This window comes from Agrobacterium sp. CG674, assembly GCF_053521645.1.
Genome location: NZ_JBNWDZ010000002.1, coordinates 356,116 through 374,469, shown reverse-complemented (window position 1 = coordinate 374,469; position 18,354 = coordinate 356,116). Strand labels below are relative to the sequence as shown.

The following is an 18,354-nucleotide window of genomic DNA, read 5'->3' as shown; positions in this document are numbered from 1 at the left end:
CACAGAAACAAATGATATCAGGCACCATTTCTGAGGATAAAAATAACGTGATACAGGCTTGCAACCCGCAGCAATCATTAACGATTTAGCTTTGCCTGTTCAAAGGAAGGCGGGGCGTTCGTTTCCGGGATACAGTTGCGAATCGGCAAAGAACTAAAAACAAAAGAGCTGCGATCGTCAGACGATTCGCAGCTCTTGTGATGGGACAGCGTCAATCAGAAATAGAAAGGCACAAAAAAAGTCGTCTTTTTATCAAAATAGGAAATAGCGTTGCGCCATCGGCAAAACTGTCGCTGGCTCACAGGTCAGCAACTCGCCATCTGCGCGGACCTCATAGGTTTCAGGGTCAACCTCTATATGCGGCGTCAGAGAGTTGTGGATCATGGACGCCTTGGAGATGCCACCACGCACATTGCGTACCGCAAGAAGCTTCTTCGCCACGCCAAGGCGCTGAACAATTCCACCGTCCAGCGAAGCTTGAGACACGAATGTTACCGAGGAATTGGTGCGCAGCTTGCCGTAAGCGGCAAACATGGGCCGGTAGTGCATCGGCTGCGGTGTGGGGATCGAGGCGTTCGGATCGCCCATCGGTGCGGCAGCGATGGAGCCGCCCAGCAAAACCATTTCCGGCTTCACGCCGAAAAAGGCCGGGCTCCACAGTACCAGATCGGCTCGCTTGCCAACCTCGACAGAGCCAATTTCATGAGAAATGCCGTGCGCAATAGCGGGGTTGATGGTGTATTTGGCGATGTAGCGACGAACGCGGAAATTGTCGTTCTCGCCCACCTCTTCCTTCAAGCGGCCGCGCTGGCGCTTCATCTTGTCTGCCGTCTGCCAGGTGCGTATGGCAACCTCGCCCACGCGCCCCATGGCCTGGCTGTCGGAGGAAATGATAGAGAAAGCGCCGATATCGTGCAGAATGTCTTCCGCAGCAATAGTTTCCTTGCGAATGCGGCTTTCCGCAAATGCGATGTCTTCCGGGATCGAAGGCGACAGGTGGTGGCAGACCATCAGCATATCCAGATGCTCTGCCAGCGTGTTGACCGTATAGGGCCGTGTCGGGTTGGTCGAAGACGGAATGACGTTGGGGTTTCCGCAAATCTTGATAATATCAGGTGCGTGACCACCGCCCGCCCCTTCTGTGTGGAAGGCATGGATGGTGCGGCCGTTAATGGCGGCAATGGTGTCCTCCACAAAGCCGCTTTCGTTCAGCGTATCGGTGTGGATCATCACCTGCACGTCAAACGCATCGGCAACAGACAGGCAATTGTCGATGGCGGCCGGTGTCGTGCCCCAGTCCTCATGTAGCTTCAGTGAGGATGCGCCAGCAAGGATCATTTCTTCCAGCGGTGCTGGCAGTGACGCATTGCCCTTGCCAGCGAGAGCAAGGTTCATCGGGAAAGCGTCGAAGCTCTCGATCATTCTTTCAATATGCCATGCGCCTGTGCAAGTGGTCGCCAGCGTGCCGTGGGCCGGGCCAGAGCCACCGCCAAGCATGGTGGTCACGCCGCTCATCAGTGCTTCTTCGATCTGCTGCGGGCAGATGAAATGGATATGGGCGTCCATGCCGCCCGCCGTTAGTATCTTGCCCTCACCTGCAATCGCTTCCGTCGAGGGGCCGACGATAATGGTCACACCCGGCTGCGTGTCCGGGTTCCCGGCCTTGCCGATGGCGTGAATGCGTCCATCTTTCAGGCCGATATCGGCCTTGTAGATGCCGCTGTGATCGACAATGACGACATTGGTAATGACGGTATCGACAGCGCCCTCAGCCCGCGTAGCCTGGCTTTGCCCCATTCCATCACGAATGACCTTGCCGCCTCCGAATTTCACCTCTTCACCATAAACGGTGAAGTCCTTTTCGATCTCGATGAACAGCTCCGTATCGGCAAGCCGTACATTGTCGCCCACCGTGGGTCCGAACATGCTGGCGTAAGCGGCGCGGGAAATCTTGTAAGGCATGGAAATCAGGCTCCTTGGGAAGCGGAGAAAATAAAGGCAGCGTCTGGATCAGTAACCGTCTGAAAGCTCGCGAAGCTCTGCGGCGCGCTTCGTGCTCATATCGGCAAGGCAGGAAGAAATAAGCATCGACTCCATCGTTCCGCCGCGTGCCTCAAAGCCAGCCACTTCGCAATTGGCATCACGAAAGGAAACCCAGGCACGTTGCGCGGCAACGAGAGCATCGACCGCACCCTTGCTCTCTTCGTCTGCAGACTTGTCCCAATTGCTCATTTTGCTGCGAAGCTGTTTGTAGGCCGCATTCAGATCCTTGTCCGCCTTGTCGTATTCAATATCCGCACAGGCGTTCAGATCTCTTTGCGTCACCGGCTCGGCGCAGTTTGGCTCTTCTTCTTGCGCCCGCGCATCCTGCGCGCCGGTCAAGAACGTCGCAGAAAGCACAAAAATGCCGCCGCAGATCAGTTTCTTAATCATCAGGCCATGCATCGCCATCACAGCTTACCCATCACGAGCTTGCGAAAGCCGTAGACTTCACGCTTGCCAGAAAGCGGTACCAGTGTCACTTCGCGCTTCTGGCCGGGCTCGAAGCGAACCGCCGTACCGGCTGGAATATCCAGACGCATGCCATGCGCCTTGTCACGAATGAAATCCAAAGCGGCATTGGTTTCAGAAAAGTGATAATGGCTGCCGACCTGAACAGGCCTGTCGCCAGTGTTGGAAACCTCAATAGTTATCGTCGGCTGTCCGGCATTGAGTTCGATCTCGCCGTCTGCTGGTATGACTTCGCCTGGAATCATGATCTTCCCCTTCATCGTCACGCCGCTTTCACGGGTGCGCATCCCTCAGCTTTCAATATTCGCTTGGTCGAGGCCGGGTTATTCACCAGCTTTTCCGCAGGGCGGATCGGACGCCGCACCAGCTCTCCCCCGCAATTGGGGCATTTGCCACTCAGGACAGACGTTGCGCAGTCGCTGCAAAACGTGCACTCGAACGAACACATCATCGCATCGAGACTATCGGGCGGCAGATCCTTGTCGCAGCATTCACAATTGGGGCGCAGCTCCAGGCTCATGGCGTCGCTCCCTCAGCGTATGGGTTCATGGACGGTGACCAGCTTGGTACCGTCAGGAAATGTCGCTTCGACCTGCACATCATGGATCATCTCGGCAATGCCATCCATCACCTGATCGCGGGTTATGACATGCGCACCGGCTTCCATCAGCTCGGAGACGGCGCGACCATCGCGCGCGCCTTCCACGACGAAATCGGTAATCAAGGCAATGGCTTCAGGATAATTGAGCTTGACGCCGCGCTCCAGACGCCGACGTGCAACCATGGCTGCCATGGAAATCAGAAGCTTGTCTTTTTCTCTGGGAGTGAGGTTCATTATCGTTCCGTTTCTAGAGCGCCATGCGCTTTCAAGAACGCATGGACGACGCTCGAACATGTGTTCAATTCATGCGTCAGAGATTCCAGACTTTCGGCACTGGCGCGCCGTTTCGCAAGAGCGAAATGATCGGAAACAGCATTTTTCTAAGGGAGAAACCATCAGATGCGGAAAGCCGCACGACGAGCTTTCCCTGCCATTCGCTTGCACCGCCGGAAAACCCGGCAATAGCCCGGATTTTAGGCAAAAGCGCCTCTACCAGAGGACCGATATAGAGAAGTGTTGCAAAGGCTACCTGCCCGCCAAGAACTGGGGCTGCTTGGGTCAATTCGCCCACACGTCCATCCAGAAGAAGCTCTTCCGCATGAACAAGCTTGCCGCCGTGGCGGATGCGCCATCTGTCTCGGAACAGCCCCTCTGTCATCGCCTCGCCCATGGCCTGACGACCGAGAAGGACCGCTTCAACTGCGATGAATTCGGCGGAAGCATCAAGGTCCGCTTCCAGCCTGCGCGTTAGCGAAGCGTGATCAAAAAGGATCGTTTCCTGGGGCAGCCAATGGAGCTTGGCGTCAGGCCCAGCAGAAATGCGGGCCGTGACGGTGGTCGTTCCGGATGCGGCCTTGTAGACCTTTTCGCATGCCTGCGTTGTTACGACGAGTGATGTGCCTGCGCCAGCAACCGCTTGCCACTCTATTTCATCTCCCCCGGTCAATCCGCCGGAGGAGTTGATCAGAATGGCTTCCATTTCATTAGAGAATGTATCGGGCAGCCGGATCTTGGCGCAACCTTCCTGAAACAATTCGTCCAGACGGCTGCGCCCATTGAGCGCCTTTGTTACAATGCGCCCTCGACCTCGGGCGCGCTGCGGGCGGGGTTGAGGGATGATTTGCTCGTCTGGCTGCACGTCGTCTCCGAAGCTTTTGCGGATGCAGAAGCGGGAACCGCTTTTACCGAGCAATCCGTCTTCGCCGTTGCGTCGACAACCATCTGCCCTTCCGTGTTCTGGAAGAAGTCCCACATTCTTTCGGCCGCATCAACCTGCCGCACGATTTCAGTCGGCATTTTCCGGTCTACAGCCTGCTGAACTTTACCTGCTGGCTCGCTGGAAGGCTTGCGGATGATGGCGGCGGCGGATGCGACCATCTCTGCCTTCATGGTGGCACGCGGCCAGGCGTGGTCCCAGGCATCGATGACATAGGAATGGATGCGCGCACCGCTCTTGCAAACATCATACGAATTCAAGGTAAAGCTTTCGGTGGACTTGCTTTTGACAGCACCCTTGCAGCCATCCATGTCCGCCCAGCGCTTCAATGCGACCTCACCGCTATACTGCCAATAAGGCTTACCGCCACCCTGATAAGGGTTGGCAGGATCTTTGAGGCCAGCAAAGGCGATGATTGACAATGGCTTGGCAGGCGTGCAGCTTGCTGCATCCGGCGACCATCTGCCCCTGTCTTCCATCGGATATCCGGCACGCAGCGAGGCGACAAAACCGGCGGCTGTAAAATCATTGCTCCCGCTGCAAAGATACTGCGACAGCATGCGACCACCACCGGAATAGCCGGAACCGTAAAAACGGGCCTCATCCACACACAGCTTGGATTTGATCATGGTGACAGCATCACGAATGAAACCGGACTCATTCAAGCCACCTTCACGCTTGGTCACACCGGGAACATTCCATGCGTTGGTACCAGGCAGTTCCCCGCCAAGGCTGCCCTGAAGCGCAACGACAATGATGCCTTCGCGCTCGCCCACCTTGTCCCAACCGCTGCGGTCAAGCTGTCCGTTTGGATTGCTGTTGCTGCCGTGAAAATCAAACACCACAGGCATTTTTTTGCGACCGTCATAAGACGATGGAACGAAATAGACACCGACGCGTTTAGAGCCATCAGACACCAGCGAAAACGCATGGCGTCCGGGTTGCGCGGTTTCTCCGCACGTCGATGCAAAAGCAGCCGAGCCCGTAGCAATGAGGACGGTAACGCCAGTGAGCGCAGGTCGGGCGAACCGGAGCATCCGGCCAGCAGCAGTCGTAAAATTCATCGGCACGCCTTTATTGGCACAGTTCCCCGGCAGTATGCCGGAAAATACGTGGAATGTAAGGGATCGACGGGGCAGCACGCAAATGGCCTAGCCATTGTGTCTTGCATGCAGCAGTTTCGTTGCCAATAACATACGTTTTTATTTAATGAAAAGCTAAAATTGCGCATGAATGCTATGCGCAGGCGCATAGCACTTCACTTTATTGAACGTGGCGCGCCAGTTGCGTGATCGGAAAATAGGGTCAAACCGTCAGGTGGCGCCGGGCTTCCGCCGTATCCAGCGTCTCGGCTTTGCCCTCGTGAACGATCTCTCCGCGATCCATGATATAGACGTAATCAGCAAGCTCGCGGCAGAAATCGAGATACTGCTCAACGAGCAAGATCGCCATGCCCGTTGAATCCCGCAGATATTTGATGGCCCGGCCAATGTCCTTGATAATGGATGGCTGAATACCCTCGGTCGGCTCATCCAGCACCAGAATTTTAGGACGCGTCACCAGCGCACGGCCAATCGCCAGTTGCTGCTGCTGCCCGCCGGAGAGATCGCCGCCACGCCGCGAGAGCATGGATTGCAGCACCGGAAACAGGCTGAAAATATCGTCTGGAATAAACCGATCCTTGCGCGGCAGCGGCGCGTAACCGGATTGCAGATTTTCCTGCACGGTCAAAAGCGGAAAGATTTCACGGCCCTGCGGCACGTAACCCACGCCACGCTTTGCACGCTGGTAGGGTGCGAGACCATTGAGGCTTTCACCCGCGAATGTGATGTTGCCGCCGCTTAACGCGTGCTGACCCGTAACCGCACGCAACAGCGAGCTTTTGCCGACCCCATTGCGACCCAGCACGCAGGTAATCTTGCCCATTTCCGCATTCAGCGAAATGCCCCGCAGAGCCTGTGCTGCGCCATAGTGAAGATTGATGTTGTCGACGCTTAGCATTCCATCCACCTGTTCTAATTTAACAAGGTTCGCCTCAAAGCCTGAAGCGCGGCCTCTTGCTCACCCGTTCTGTCACCACCCACTTGGGCCACTTCATCGGCGATATCGATCAATTCGCTACGCTCGCTCATGTCGAGTGCATTTGCCCAAAGATCGCGAAACCTGCGGATCGGGTCCTCGGGATTAACGACATTTTTGGACGCCCACTCCCCGAAAACGATAATCTCTTCCATGTCCTCGGGCGAAATGATGCCCTTCATCCTCTCCCGCACAACCGCTTTTGCAACATCAAGATGCATTGGCTTTTCATTGGCGAGGCACATGAAGAACGCAACGGCGGCAATTGCCGGATCGCGAATGGAGGCAATCGGCGCGACTTCAGCCTTTTTGCGGAAAGCTCGGCGTTTATACGCTCCCCGCATTTTCTCGACTGTGTCGATAATCTCGCTTCCCGCTTCCTTCATCATCTTGAGCCGCCAGTACCAGACCGCAGCCCCACCAACCATCATGACAAGAAGTCCAACAAAAGCCATTCAATCAACTCCAGATTTAACTTTTATCAATTAAACTGGTTCAGATTGCACATTCAAGCGTTTCTTATCCTTTCTCACCGTCCGAGATAATTCTCGATCACCTTCGGATCGCTCGAGACGAAATCAATCGACCCTTCGGCCAGCACAGACCCCTCAGCCAGACACGTGACCTTGACGCCGAGATCACGGATAAAACCCATGTCGTGTTCCACAACCACAACTGATCGGGTCTTGGCGATCTCCTTCAGCAGAACCGCTGTCTCGGCCGTCTCGGCATCGGTCATGCCCGCAACAGGCTCGTCCACCAGGAGCAATTTTGGTTCCTGGGCGAGCAACATGCCGATCTCCAGCCATTGCTTTTGCCCATGCGAAAGATTGGCGGCCAGATCATTGCGGCGATGGCCGAGGCGAACCGTGGAGAGAATCTCCTCGATGCGGACCTTGTCGTCTTGCGTGAGCGTGTAGAACAGCGTCGCGAAAACGCCGCGCTTTCGGTTCAGCGCCAGTTCCAGATTGTCCCAGACCGTATGGCTCTCGAACACCGTCGGCTTCTGGAATTTGCGGCCAATGCCCAGTTGGGCAATATCGGCCTCGTCCTTTTTGGTGAGGTCGATGCTGTCTTCAAACAGCACCGTGCCGCTATTGGGCCGCGTCTTACCGGTGATGATATCCATCATCGTGGTCTTGCCAGCGCCGTTAGGGCCAATAATGGCGCGCAACTCGCCCGGCTCCACCACAAACGACAGGGAGTTCAGCGCCTTGAAGCCATCGAAGGAAACCGAGACGCCATCCAGATAGAGCAGACTTTTTGTTCTCTTTTCAGAAATCGTGTTCATGGTGCCTACTCCGCAGCCTGTTGTATCGCTTGTGCCGCGTCATCGGCATGCTTCGCCGCCACCTGCTTCTTTTCACGACGACCCGCCAGATAATGCTGCACGCTGCCGACGATGCCTCTGGGGAAAAACAAGGTGACGGCAATGAAGAGCCCGCCCAGCGCAAACAGCCAGAATTCAGGAAACGCCCCGGTGAAGTAGCTTTTGCCGCCATTGACCATGATCGCACCGATAATCGGGCCGATCAGGGTTCCGCGTCCACCCACCGCCGTCCAGACCACGACTTCGATGGAGTTGGCGGGCGAAAACTCGCCCGGATTGATGATGCCCACCTGCGGCACAAACAATGCACCGGCAATCCCTGCCATCATGGCGGACACGACGAAGGTAAACAGCTTGATGTTTTCCACACGAAAGCCGAGGAACCGGACGCGGCTTTCAGAATCGCGCACACCCACCAGCACCTTGCCGAACTTGGAGTTGACGATACCGGATGCAATCAGCAGGCACAGCGCCAGCATGATGGCCGTCATGGCAAACAGCACCGCGCGCGTGCCATCAGACTGGACAGAAAATCCGAGGATGTCCTTGAAGTCCGTCAGGCCGTTATTGCCGCCAAAGCCCATATCGTTGCGGAAGAAAGCCAGCAGCAGCGCATAGGTCATGGCCTGGGTGATGATGGACAGATACACACCATTGACGCGGGAGCGGAAGGCGAGCCATCCGAACACAAAGGCCAGAACACCGGGCGCGACCAGCACCATCAGCATGGCAAACCAGAACATGTCGAAGCCATGCCAGAACCATGGCAGCTCTTTCCAGTTCAGAAACACCATGAAATCCGGCAGTACAGGATGACCATAGGTGCCCCGCGTGCCAATCTGCCGCATCAGATACATGCCCATGGCATAACCGCCGAGCGCAAAGAACGCGGCGTGGCCAAGCGAGAGAATGCCGCAATAGCCCCAGACAAGATCAAGCGCCAAGGCCAGAATGGCATAGGACAGATACTTGCCCAGCATCGACATGATGTAGGTCGGAATGCGGAACGCACTGTCTGCTGGCAAAAGCAGGTTCGATGCGGGAACGAGGAGCGCGATAGCCAAGATTATGCCGATGGCAATCGAGATACGGCGGTCGAGTGCGCGAAGGAGAAAGCCGGTAATCATGCTTCAATCGCCCTTCCCTTGAGTGCGAAGAGACCACGAGGCCGCTTCTGGATGAACAGGATGATGAGGACGAGGACGAGAATTTTTCCGAGCACCGCACCAACGGTCGGTTCGAGAAACTTGTTGAGAACACCGAGCGTTAGCGCGCCAACGAAGGTTCCCCAGAGATTGCCGACACCGCCAAACACCACCACCATGAAACTGTCGATGATGTAGGACTGGCCAAGGTTGGGCGATACGTTATCGATTTGCGAGAGCGCCACACCTGCCAGTCCGGCAACGCCGGAACCCAGCGCGAAGGTGAAGGCATCAACCCAGGGCGTGCGAATACCCATGGATGATGCCATGCGGCGGTTCTGCGTCACCGCCCGCATCTGCAGACCGAAAGCCGAACGCTTCAAAAGCAGCAGCAGCGCGAAGAATACCGAGAGCGAGAAACAGACGATCCAGACGCGGTTCCAGGTGAAGTTGAGATAGCCAACGCTGAACGATCCGGACATCCAGCTGGGATTGCCCACTTCGCGGTTCGTCGGCCCGAAAATGGAGCGCACACCCTGCTGCAACATCAGCGAAATACCCCATGTGGCCAGAAGGGTTTCGAGCGGCCGACCATAGAGGAAGCGGATGACACCGCGCTCCATCACCAGACCGACAGCCCCTGTGACCAGAAACGCAACGGGCAGCGCAATCGCCAGAGACCAATCGAACAGACCGGGATAATGGCTGCGGATCACCTCCTGCACCATGAAAGTGGAATAGGCACCGATCATCACCATCTCGCCATGGGCCATGTTGATGATGCCCATCACACCAAACGTGATGGCAAGGCCAATCGCCGCCAGCAGCAGCACGGAGCCGAGAGACAGGCCGTACCAGATGTTCTGGCCCGCATCCCAGAGCGCAAGCGTGCCTTCGATGTGCGCGATTGCCGCATCGATATCGGGCTTCAGGCTGGCATCGGTCACATTGGCGGCGGCCATCAGAATGCTGACCGCGCCACGCCCGCCAAGGCTCTTGATGGTATCGATGGCCGCGCGCTTTTCCTCGATGGAACGATCAGAAGCCAGCACGGAAACAGCCCGCGCCTCTTCCATCCGTGTGCGCACTTGGCTGTCGGTTTCCTTTGCGATTGCCGCTTCCAGCAATTGCAGATTCTCGGCACTCGGCGCTTTCAACACGGCGTCGGCGGCGGCAAGGCGAACGGCTTTATCGGGACTAAGCAACGTCAAGCCACCCAGAGCGGCGCGGATGACACGGCGAAGGTTGTTGTTGACGCGGATCTTCGTAACGGCGGCTTTCGAGGCCTCACCCGCACTCTCACCCGTCAAGGGATCGACGAGCGTGAAATTGGCACCGACTGTTTTTGTCATGAAAACGCGATTGTCGGATTTGCGAACATAGAGATCGCCTTCCGCAAAGGCTTCGAGCGCCGGAACCACACGCGGATCGCCGGAGGCTGCAATCTGGCCCGTCAACGTCTCGGCTTGCTTGAAATCCGCCGTGCCAAGGGCATCGATGAGCGCTTTGGGGTCGCTTTGCTGGGCGAAGGATGGAGCCGCGATGCCGAGCGCCAGCCACAGAAACATGGCTTGAAGAAGTAATCGGATCGTCATGTCAGCTCCTCTATGTCAGATATGTCAGTACGTGCTGGAGGCCTTTTGGCCCGCAAGCGACCTCCCTCTCTCGCTAACAAGCAGCGAAACGCGCCGGCAGCAGATACTCTGCTCAAGCCCGAGGATGACGGAGAGATTAGAAGGTCGGCGGGAATAAAAACCCCTCCCCGTTACGGAGAGGGGTCGAAGGGCTAGGATTACATGCCCTTGCCGCCGCATTTACCAGCGGTCACGTTGAAGTTGCCGCACTCCATCGGCTTGCGCCAATCGGAGATCAGGTCCTTGCTATCCGGCAGGTAGTCCGACCACTCATCGCCCACGACCTGCGCCGTCTGCTGCACGATTTCGAACTGGCCGTCGGACTGGATTTCGCCAATCAGAACCGGCTTGGTGATGTGGTGGTTCGGCATAACGGTGGCGTATCCGCCAGACAGGTTCGGCACGGAGACGCCGATAATGCTGTCGAGAACCTTGTCGGTTTCGGTCGTTCCAGCGGCTTCCACTGCCTTGACCCAGGCGTTGAAGCCAATATAGGCGGCTTCCATCGGGTCATTGGTCACGCGCTTGTCGTTCTTGGTAAACGCGTGCCATTCCTTGATGAACTCCGCATTGACGGGCGCATCGACGGACTGGAAGTAGTTCCATGCGGCAAGGTGGCCAACCAGCGGGCCCGTATCGAGACCGGCGAGTTCTTCTTCACCCACAGAGAAGGCAACGACGGGAATGTCTTCGGCCTTCACGCCCTGGTTTGCCAGTTCCTTGTAGAATGGCACATTGGCATCACCATTGATCGTGGAAACAACGGCTGTCTTCTTACCGGCAGAACCGAATTTCTTGATGTCGGAGACGATGGTCTGCCAGTCGGAATGACCGAATGGCGTGTAGTTGATCATGATGTCCTCTTCCTTGACGCCCTTCGACATCAGGTAGGCTTTCAGGATCTTGTTGGTTGTCTGCGGGTAGACATAGTCGGTGCCAGCCAGAACCCAGCGCTCGACGCCTTCCGTGCTGGCCAGATAATCAACAGCGGGAATGGCCTGCTGGTTGGGGGCTGCACCGGTGTAGAAGATGTTGCGTGAGGATTCTTCGCCTTCATACTGAACGGGATAGAAGAGGATGGAATTCAGCTCTTCAAAGACAGGCAGGACAGACTTGCGGGAAGACGAGGTCCAGCAACCGAAAACAGCCGCAACCTTATCCTGCGAAATCAGCTGACGCGCCTTTTCTGCGAACAGCGGCCAATCGGAAGCCGGATCGACAACAACGGCTTCGAGCTTCTTGCCCAGCACGCCGCCCTTCTTGTTCTGCTCCTCGATCAGCATCAACATGGCGTCTTTCAGAGTGGTCTCGGAAATAGCCATGGTGCCGGACAAGGAATGCAGGACGCCGACCTTGATCGTATCGTCAGCGGCAAACGCACCGTGGAAGGCAGTGGTAGACAAGATGGCACCGAGCAAAGCGCCAGAAAGCATTTTCTTGAAAGTCATCGGAAGGACCCCTCTCCTGTTCAGCCTCTATGGGCTCAGCGGTTATGTTACCGCTGCTGGAGGGGACTATCGGTCTCGCATTCGCAAAACCGTATACGTCAATTGACGTAGGTGGGGTGGCGAAACCGGAACGCCAGACCATTCGTTGCAGACTGCAGCCAATCGGCCAGACGACAGAGGTGCCGCAATCAGTTATGCGGCTTGTCTTTGTCGCTCTCCGCAATGGCTTGCTGGTGATACCAGCTGTCGAAATCAATATGCGTCTTGGGTGAGGTCATGGACGGAACTGTCGTGACGACTGCGTTGCGCATGCCCTTGAAGCCTGCACGGCCCCCGACGGGGAACTGATAGATCGTGGCACTTTCCAGATGCGGTTCACTTCTCATGACATCCACTCTTTCGTTGAACAGCCAGCGTTTTTGCCTCATCTCGAATATACTCTCAAAAACGCCGAAAAACACCCCTCCTGATTAAAAAAATATCACAAAGCCTATTTTTTAGGCGGCCCATGATCTCCATGGCGCAAAGAACAGTCTTTATGCAGATATCGAGCGAAATTTCGAAATTTTCTGATGAAAAATCCACTTCGCTAAAGAAACGGCATCATTTTTGACCAAAAATGGGCTCTGCCTTGCCAAAAGCATCGGAAATCACTGCGTTTTTCAAAAAAGCGAACTGCGCCGTTTCTAAGGTTTCTGACTCGAAATCACCCATTCGCACGAAAAAAAGACGACGCCCGATCGCGCACCCATCAAACTGGCACGGGGAATGCTTCTATAGGGACAGCACTTGAAAGCGAGGGCCGTCTGAAAGGCGGTTTGCTCGCGACGAGAATATCAAGGCTTCGCATCTTAACCTATGAGAGGTTCGCAATGACTAAGTTTAAACTCGAGTACATCTGGCTCGATGGTTACAAGCCGGTAGCAAACCTGCGTGGCAAGACGCAGATCAAGGAATTCGACGAATTCCCGACACTCGAGCAGCTTCCGCTCTGGGGCTTCGATGGCTCCTCCACCCAGCAGGCCGAAGGCCACAGCTCGGATTGCGTTTTGAAGCCCGTCGCTATCTATCCTGATCCAGCCCGCACAAATGGCGCGCTCGTCATGTGTGAAGTGATGATGCCGGATGGCGTTACGCCACATGCATCCAACAGCCGCGCGACCATTCTGGAAGACGAAAACGCCTGGTTCGGCTTCGAGCAGGAATACTTCTTCTACGAAGACGGTCGTCCGCTTGGCTTCCCTGAGCAGGGCTACCCAGCTCCGCAGGGCCCTTACTACACAGGCGTCGGCTACAAGAATGTCGGCTCCATCGCGCGTGAAATCGTTGAAGAGCATCTCGACCTCTGCCTCGAAGCAGGCATCAACCATGAAGGCATCAACGCCGAAGTGGCCAAGGGTCAGTGGGAATTCCAGGTTTTCGGCAAGGGCTCCAAGAGCGCTGCTGACCAGATCTGGATTGCTCGCTACCTGCTGCTTCGCCTCTGCGAAAAGTATGGCATCGACGTCGAATTCCATTGCAAGCCACTCGGTGATACCGACTGGAACGGCTCTGGCATGCACTGCAACTTCTCCACCAAGTTCATGCGTGAAGTTGGCGGCAAGGAGTATTTCGAAGCGCTCATGGCTGCATTCGAAAAGAACTGGAAAGAGCACATCGACGTTTACGGCCCAGACAACCATCTGCGTCTGACCGGCAAGCACGAAACAGCGCCTTGGAACAAGTTCTCCTACGGCATTGCTGACCGTGGCGCGTCCATCCGCGTTCCACACTCCTTCGTCAACAACGGCTACAAGGGCTATCTTGAAGACCGTCGTCCGAACAGCCAGGGCTGCCCTTACCAGATCGCTTCCGTCGTTCTGAAGACGATTGCAGAAGTGCCTCTCGCACAGTCCGCTGCTGCCTGATAATCTGAATATGGCGTCGCTCTCCGGGGCGGCGCCATTTTTCCATTCCGCCACAAGACCCCGCACCATCTACAGGACCATGGGTCTGGATGAGTGAAATGTCTCCCAAACAGGCGATGGAAACCCGGCATGGCCGCACGGCAACGTATCATCCCCATCAGACGCGAATATAATCGCTGGGTCGCCAACCAGACGCTGGAAGACTATGCGCTGCGTTTTACCGCAAAAAGCGCCCGGCAATTTTCATCCAGCCGCATCTCCCACACCGCCATCGGTGCGATTTCTTTTCTTGCGCTCGAAGCCATTGGCGGCGCAATCACACTCTCCTACGGCACCACAAACGCGTTCTTTGCCATTCTCGTCGCCGCAACAGTTATGCTTGTCGTGGGCGTGCCGATCAGCCGTTACGCGATCCGTCACGGTGTCGATATCGACCTTCTGACCCGCGGCGCAAGCTTCGGCTATATCGGCTCCACCATCACCTCGCTGATCTACGCCGCCTTCACCTTCATGCTGTTTGCCATCGAGGCATCCATCATGTCGGGCGCGCTGGATCTGGCGCTCGGCATACCCTTGTGGATTGGCTACATCATCTCCGCCGTCATGGTCATTCCGCTGGTCACTCACGGCGTGCGGCTCATCAGCCGGTTCCAGATCATCACGCAGCCATTCTGGATCATCCTCAACGTTCTGCCTTTCATCTTCATCGCATTTCTGGACTGGGAGAAATTCGATCTGTGGCGGGCCTTCGCCGGCATCCATCACGCCTCTGGTCCACCCGGCACCACAGCCGATTTCAACCTGATTGAGTTTGGGGCCGCCTCCGCCGTCATTCTGGCGCTGATGTCGCAGATCGGCGAACAGGTGGATTTCTTGCGGTTTCTGCCTGCGGAAGGCAAACTCAAGCTGCGCCACCGCTTCGCGGTGTTTCTGGCGGGCGCTGGCTGGGTTCTGGTGGGCGTGCCAAAACTGCTGGCGGGGTCTTTCCTTGTCGTGCTGACGTTCAGCTCCGGCGTCCCGGTGGATCGCGCGGCTGATCCCTCGCAAATGTATCTTACCGCCTTTGGCTACATGATCCCCAACGAGAACGCGGCCATGTTGCTGATGGTGGCCTTTGTGGTGGTGTCGCAGCTCAAGATCAACGTCATGAATGCCTATGCCGGGTCGCTGGCCTGGTCGAACTTCTTTTCCCGCCTCACCCACAGCCACCCCGGCCGGGTGGTCTGGCTGGTCTTCAACGTTCTGATCGCACTCTTGCTGATGGAACTCGGCATATACCGCCTGCTGGAAGAAACGCTGGGCATTTTCTCCATCATCGCCATGGCGTGGCTTTGCACCATCTCCGCTGATCTCTTCATCAACAAGCCCTTGGGCCTTGCCCCACCCGGCATAGAATTCAAGCGCGCCCATCTTTACGATATCAACCCGGTTGGTGTGGGCACCATGGCGCTGGCGGCCACGATTGCGCTTACCGCGCATTTTGGCCTGTTCGGCGGCATCGCAGCCTCCCTTGCACCCTACATGACCCTCGTCGTCGCCTTCACCGTGTCCCCCCTCATTGCCCGGGGCACCAAGGGAAAATTCTATCTGGCCCGCAAGCCGCGACAAAGCTGGGCGGAAGCAAGCAGCATTACCTGCTCCATCTGCGAACACCCATTCGAGCCTGAAGACATGGCCTGGTGCCCGGCCTATGCCGCGCCCATCTGTTCGCTGTGCTGTTCTCTCGACAGCCGCTGCCACGACATGTGCAAACCAAAGGCCAAACTGAATTATCAGGTTGCCAGCGTCGCACGCACCTTTCTGCCCCATGATCTGGTAGCCCGGCTCTCCAGCCGGTTGGGCCGCTATGCCATGTCGGCGGCACTTGCCATTGCGCTGCTGGGTGCGACGCTGGCGCTGATCGCTCATCAGGTGGGCACAGCCTCGCCCGCGACGGTTGATGTGGTCAATCGCACCATTCTGGCAGTCTTTTTCGTGTTCGCAGTCATTGCTGGCATCGTCTGCTGGTTTCTGGTTCTCGCCCATGACAGCCGTGTGGTGGCAGAGGAAGAATCCACACGCCAGAACACGCTTCTTCTGAAAGAAATTGCCGCACATAAAAAAACGGATGCGGCATTGCAGAACGCAAAAGATACGGCTGAAGCTGCCAACCGCGCAAAAAGCCGCTATGTCGTTGGCCTCAGCCACGAACTGCGCACGCCGCTAAACGCCGTGCTCGGCTACGCGCAGATTCTCGAGCGCGACGAGACCATTCCCCAACCGCGCCAATCCGCCATCAAGGTCATCAGGCGCTCGGCAGACCACCTGTCAGGCCTGATCGACGGCCTCCTCGATATTTCCAAGATCGAAGCGGGACGGTTGCAGGTCTATTCCAACGAAATCAACATTCAGGACTTTCTCGACCAGATCATCGATCTCTTCCGGCCACAGGCACAGGCAAAAGGGCTGGAGCTGAAACATGAGCGCGCCAAGGCTTTGCCCCAATATGTGCGCACCGACGAAAAACGACTGCGCCAGATCCTCGTCAACCTTCTGTCCAATGCCATCAAGTTCACGGATGCGGGCACGGTGGAATTCGACGTCGCCTATCGCAGCCAGGTTGCGACGTTTACGATCCGCGACACCGGGCGCGGTATTGCCGAGAAGGATTTGAGCCGGATCTACGAGCCGTTCCAGCGCGGCGAGGCTGAGAGCATTCGCCCCATGCCGGGCCTTGGTCTGGGGCTGACGATTACCCAGCTTTTGACCAACACGCTGGGCGGTGAGATTTCCGTCGTCAGCGAGAAGGACAAGGGGTCGACGTTCAAGGTTCGGCTCATGCTTTCCGCCGTCCACCGCCCCAACACCGCCCCGGCGCTGGAAAAGACAATCACCTCCTATTCCGGCCCACGCCGGACCATCGTCGTTGTCGATGACAATGAGGACCATCGTGAATTGATGCGGCAGGTGCTCGGGCCTCTGGATTTCGTGGTTCTGACTGCGCAAAGCGGCCCGGATTGCCTGACCCTCATCGAAGGCGTGCAGCCCGACCTTTTCCTGATCGATATTTCCATGCCGGGCATGAGCGGCTGGCAGCTCGTCTCCAAACTGCGCGAAGCAGGCCAGACAGCGCCACTCATCATGCTCTCGGCCAATATCGGCGATGGCTCCATTGCAGGCGCCGGTGAGGACAATCACAACGACACGATTGTCAAACCCGTCGATATCAGGCGGCTATGTGACAAGCTCGCCGTGCATCTGGGCCTCACCTGGCTTTATGAAACGGATAGCCCAGCGCCAGCAAAACCTGCCAAGGCCGAAATCATCTCCCCCGGAGCTGAGCATGTCAGGGATTTGCGCCAGTTGGGTGAAATCGGCTATATCAGAGGCATCGAGGCAAAGCTTGCCGATCTGGCCCGGACCGAGATCAATGTCGCCTTCACGCAAGAGTTGGCGACCTATGTCCAGGGTTTTGATATGGCCGGCTACGCCGCATTTCTCAGCCGTTTTGAAAATCCACCACCACAGGAGCGTAAGCCATGAGCGTATCGTCTGCCGCGCTTGCAAAGGATATCGTGCTTCTGGTGGATGACAGCCCGGATGCGCTGGGCTTTCTCACCGACGCGCTGGAACAATCCGGCTTTTCCGTGCTGATCGCAACGTCGGGACAGGCCGCGCTCAACATTGCCGAACGTATCACGCCCGATATCATCCTGCTGGACGCCGTCATGCCGTCGATGGATGGTTTCGAAACCTGTACGCGCCTGAAGGCCAACGCGGCTGTCACGCAGGTGCCGGTTATTTTCATGACCGGACTGACCGATACGGAGCATGTCGTGCGCGCGCTTGAAGCAGGTGGCGTCGATTATCTGACCAAGCCCATCAACATCGACGAGCTGCGCGCCCGCATTCGCGTCCACCTCTCAAATGCCCGCTCGGCACAGAGCGCGCGTGTGGCTCTGGATGCCGCAGGCCGCCATCTTCTGGCCGTGCGCGCCAATGGCGCGATCCATTGGTCGACACCACAGGCGACGCGGCTGATCAATGCTGCCACAGGCCGTGACGACGGGCTGGAGATCGTATCTCAACACATTGCAGAATGGCTGGCCAACCGCGCGACGGATGCCCTGCGGGACGCGCCCCTCACCATACAGCAGGCCGATCGCGCCACGTTGCAACTGACGTTTCTAGGGGCGATGGGGCCGGATGAGCATCTGTTTCGGCTGACTGCTGCCAGCGACAAATCCGCCGATGTGATGTTGCGCCAGCATTTTTCGCTGACTGTCAGGGAATCCGAAGTGCTGCTCTGGATTGCAAAGGGCAAATCCAACCGCGATATCGGTGATATTCTCGGCCTATCGGCCCGCACGGTCAACAAGCATCTGGAGCAGATTTACGTCAAACTCGGCGTTGAGAACCGCGCATCCGCCGCCGTCAAAGCGGCTCACATCCTGCACGATACATAGCAAAACGGGCGCAGATCATGCGCCCGTTTTTTGAAGAG

17 protein-coding genes are annotated in these 18,354 nt (G+C 56.8%); 3 read left to right on the top strand and 14 right to left on the bottom strand.

Annotation, left to right across the window (positions count from 1 at the left end; all coding sequences use genetic code 11):
• Positions 1-252: 252 nt before the first annotated feature.
• From ureC to ACQZ51_RS06925, 14 genes are all read right to left on the bottom strand, one after another.
• Positions 253-1,962 carry an urease subunit alpha gene (gene ureC / locus ACQZ51_RS06990; protein ID WP_448776165.1) on the bottom strand — a complete coding sequence of 570 codons (1,710 nt, stop codon included), beginning with the start codon at positions 1,960-1,962 and terminating at the stop codon, positions 253-255.
• Between the two features lie 48 nt (positions 1,963-2,010).
• The gene (locus ACQZ51_RS06985) at positions 2,011-2,433 is read right to left on the bottom strand and encodes a lysozyme inhibitor LprI family protein (RefSeq protein WP_448776164.1); all 423 of its coding nucleotides are present in this window, start codon (positions 2,431-2,433) and stop codon (positions 2,011-2,013) included.
• 17 nt (positions 2,434-2,450) lie between these two features.
• Positions 2,451-2,756: an urease subunit beta gene (locus ACQZ51_RS06980; RefSeq protein WP_448776163.1), complete on the bottom strand. Its 306-nt coding sequence runs from the start codon at positions 2,754-2,756 to the stop codon at positions 2,451-2,453.
• 17 nt (positions 2,757-2,773) lie between these two features.
• On the bottom strand, positions 2,774-3,031 hold the full coding sequence (locus ACQZ51_RS06975; protein ID WP_448776162.1) for a DUF1272 domain-containing protein: 258 nt from the start codon (positions 3,029-3,031) through the stop codon (positions 2,774-2,776).
• Positions 3,032-3,043: 12 nt separating this feature from the next.
• Positions 3,044-3,346, bottom strand: a complete 303-nt coding sequence (locus ACQZ51_RS06970; protein WP_042617436.1) for an urease subunit gamma — start codon at positions 3,344-3,346, stop codon at positions 3,044-3,046.
• Between the two features lie 76 nt (positions 3,347-3,422).
• Positions 3,423-4,250, bottom strand: coding sequence for an urease accessory protein UreD (locus ACQZ51_RS06965; protein WP_448776161.1), 828 nt, complete (start codon positions 4,248-4,250; stop codon positions 3,423-3,425).
• Positions 4,181-5,392, bottom strand: coding sequence for an alpha/beta hydrolase family esterase (locus ACQZ51_RS06960; protein WP_448776160.1), 1,212 nt, complete (start codon positions 5,390-5,392; stop codon positions 4,181-4,183). The genes ACQZ51_RS06965 and ACQZ51_RS06960 overlap by 70 nt, the downstream gene beginning before the upstream one ends.
• A gap of 241 nt (positions 5,393-5,633) precedes the next feature.
• On the bottom strand, positions 5,634-6,329 hold the full coding sequence (gene urtE, locus ACQZ51_RS06955) for an urea ABC transporter ATP-binding subunit UrtE (protein ID WP_448776159.1): 696 nt from the start codon (positions 6,327-6,329) through the stop codon (positions 5,634-5,636).
• A 14-nt stretch (positions 6,330-6,343) separates the two neighbouring features.
• Entirely contained in the window at positions 6,344-6,862 is a 519-nt protein-coding gene (locus ACQZ51_RS06950; protein WP_448776158.1) for a hypothetical protein, read from the bottom strand.
• A gap of 74 nt (positions 6,863-6,936) precedes the next feature.
• Positions 6,937-7,698, bottom strand: a complete 762-nt coding sequence (gene urtD, locus ACQZ51_RS06945; RefSeq protein WP_448776157.1) for an urea ABC transporter ATP-binding protein UrtD — start codon at positions 7,696-7,698, stop codon at positions 6,937-6,939.
• 5 nt (positions 7,699-7,703) lie between these two features.
• Positions 7,704-8,864, bottom strand: coding sequence for an urea ABC transporter permease subunit UrtC (gene urtC / locus ACQZ51_RS06940; protein WP_448776156.1), 1,161 nt, complete (start codon positions 8,862-8,864; stop codon positions 7,704-7,706).
• Positions 8,861-10,477 (bottom strand): urea ABC transporter permease subunit UrtB, encoded by a 1,617-nt coding sequence (gene urtB, locus ACQZ51_RS06935; RefSeq protein ID WP_448776155.1) that lies wholly within the window; start codon positions 10,475-10,477, stop codon positions 8,861-8,863. Before urtB ends, urtC begins: the two co-directional genes overlap by 4 nt.
• A 197-nt stretch (positions 10,478-10,674) precedes the next feature.
• Positions 10,675-11,964, bottom strand: a complete 1,290-nt coding sequence (gene urtA / locus ACQZ51_RS06930) for an urea ABC transporter substrate-binding protein (protein ID WP_192064310.1) — start codon at positions 11,962-11,964, stop codon at positions 10,675-10,677.
• A gap of 188 nt (positions 11,965-12,152) precedes the next feature.
• On the bottom strand, positions 12,153-12,350 hold the full coding sequence (locus ACQZ51_RS06925) for a DUF2735 domain-containing protein (RefSeq protein ID WP_448776154.1): 198 nt from the start codon (positions 12,348-12,350) through the stop codon (positions 12,153-12,155).
• A 486-nt stretch (positions 12,351-12,836) separates the two neighbouring features.
• Here ACQZ51_RS06925 and ACQZ51_RS06920 point away from each other — a divergent pair, with 486 nt between their 5' ends.
• The 3 genes from ACQZ51_RS06920 to ACQZ51_RS06910 all read left to right on the top strand — a co-directional run bounded on the left by ACQZ51_RS06920 (position 12,837) and on the right by ACQZ51_RS06910 (position 18,316).
• Positions 12,837-13,871, top strand: a complete 1,035-nt coding sequence (locus ACQZ51_RS06920) for a glutamine synthetase beta-grasp domain-containing protein (protein ID WP_042617444.1) — start codon at positions 12,837-12,839, stop codon at positions 13,869-13,871.
• A 129-nt stretch (positions 13,872-14,000) separates the two neighbouring features.
• Positions 14,001-17,393: a hybrid sensor histidine kinase/response regulator gene (locus ACQZ51_RS06915; RefSeq protein ID WP_448776153.1), complete on the top strand. Its 3,393-nt coding sequence runs from the start codon at positions 14,001-14,003 to the stop codon at positions 17,391-17,393.
• Entirely contained in the window at positions 17,390-18,316 is a 927-nt protein-coding gene (locus ACQZ51_RS06910; protein WP_448776152.1) for a response regulator, read from the top strand. The genes ACQZ51_RS06915 and ACQZ51_RS06910 overlap by 4 nt, the downstream gene beginning before the upstream one ends.
• The last annotated feature ends 38 nt before the right edge of the window (positions 18,317-18,354 follow it).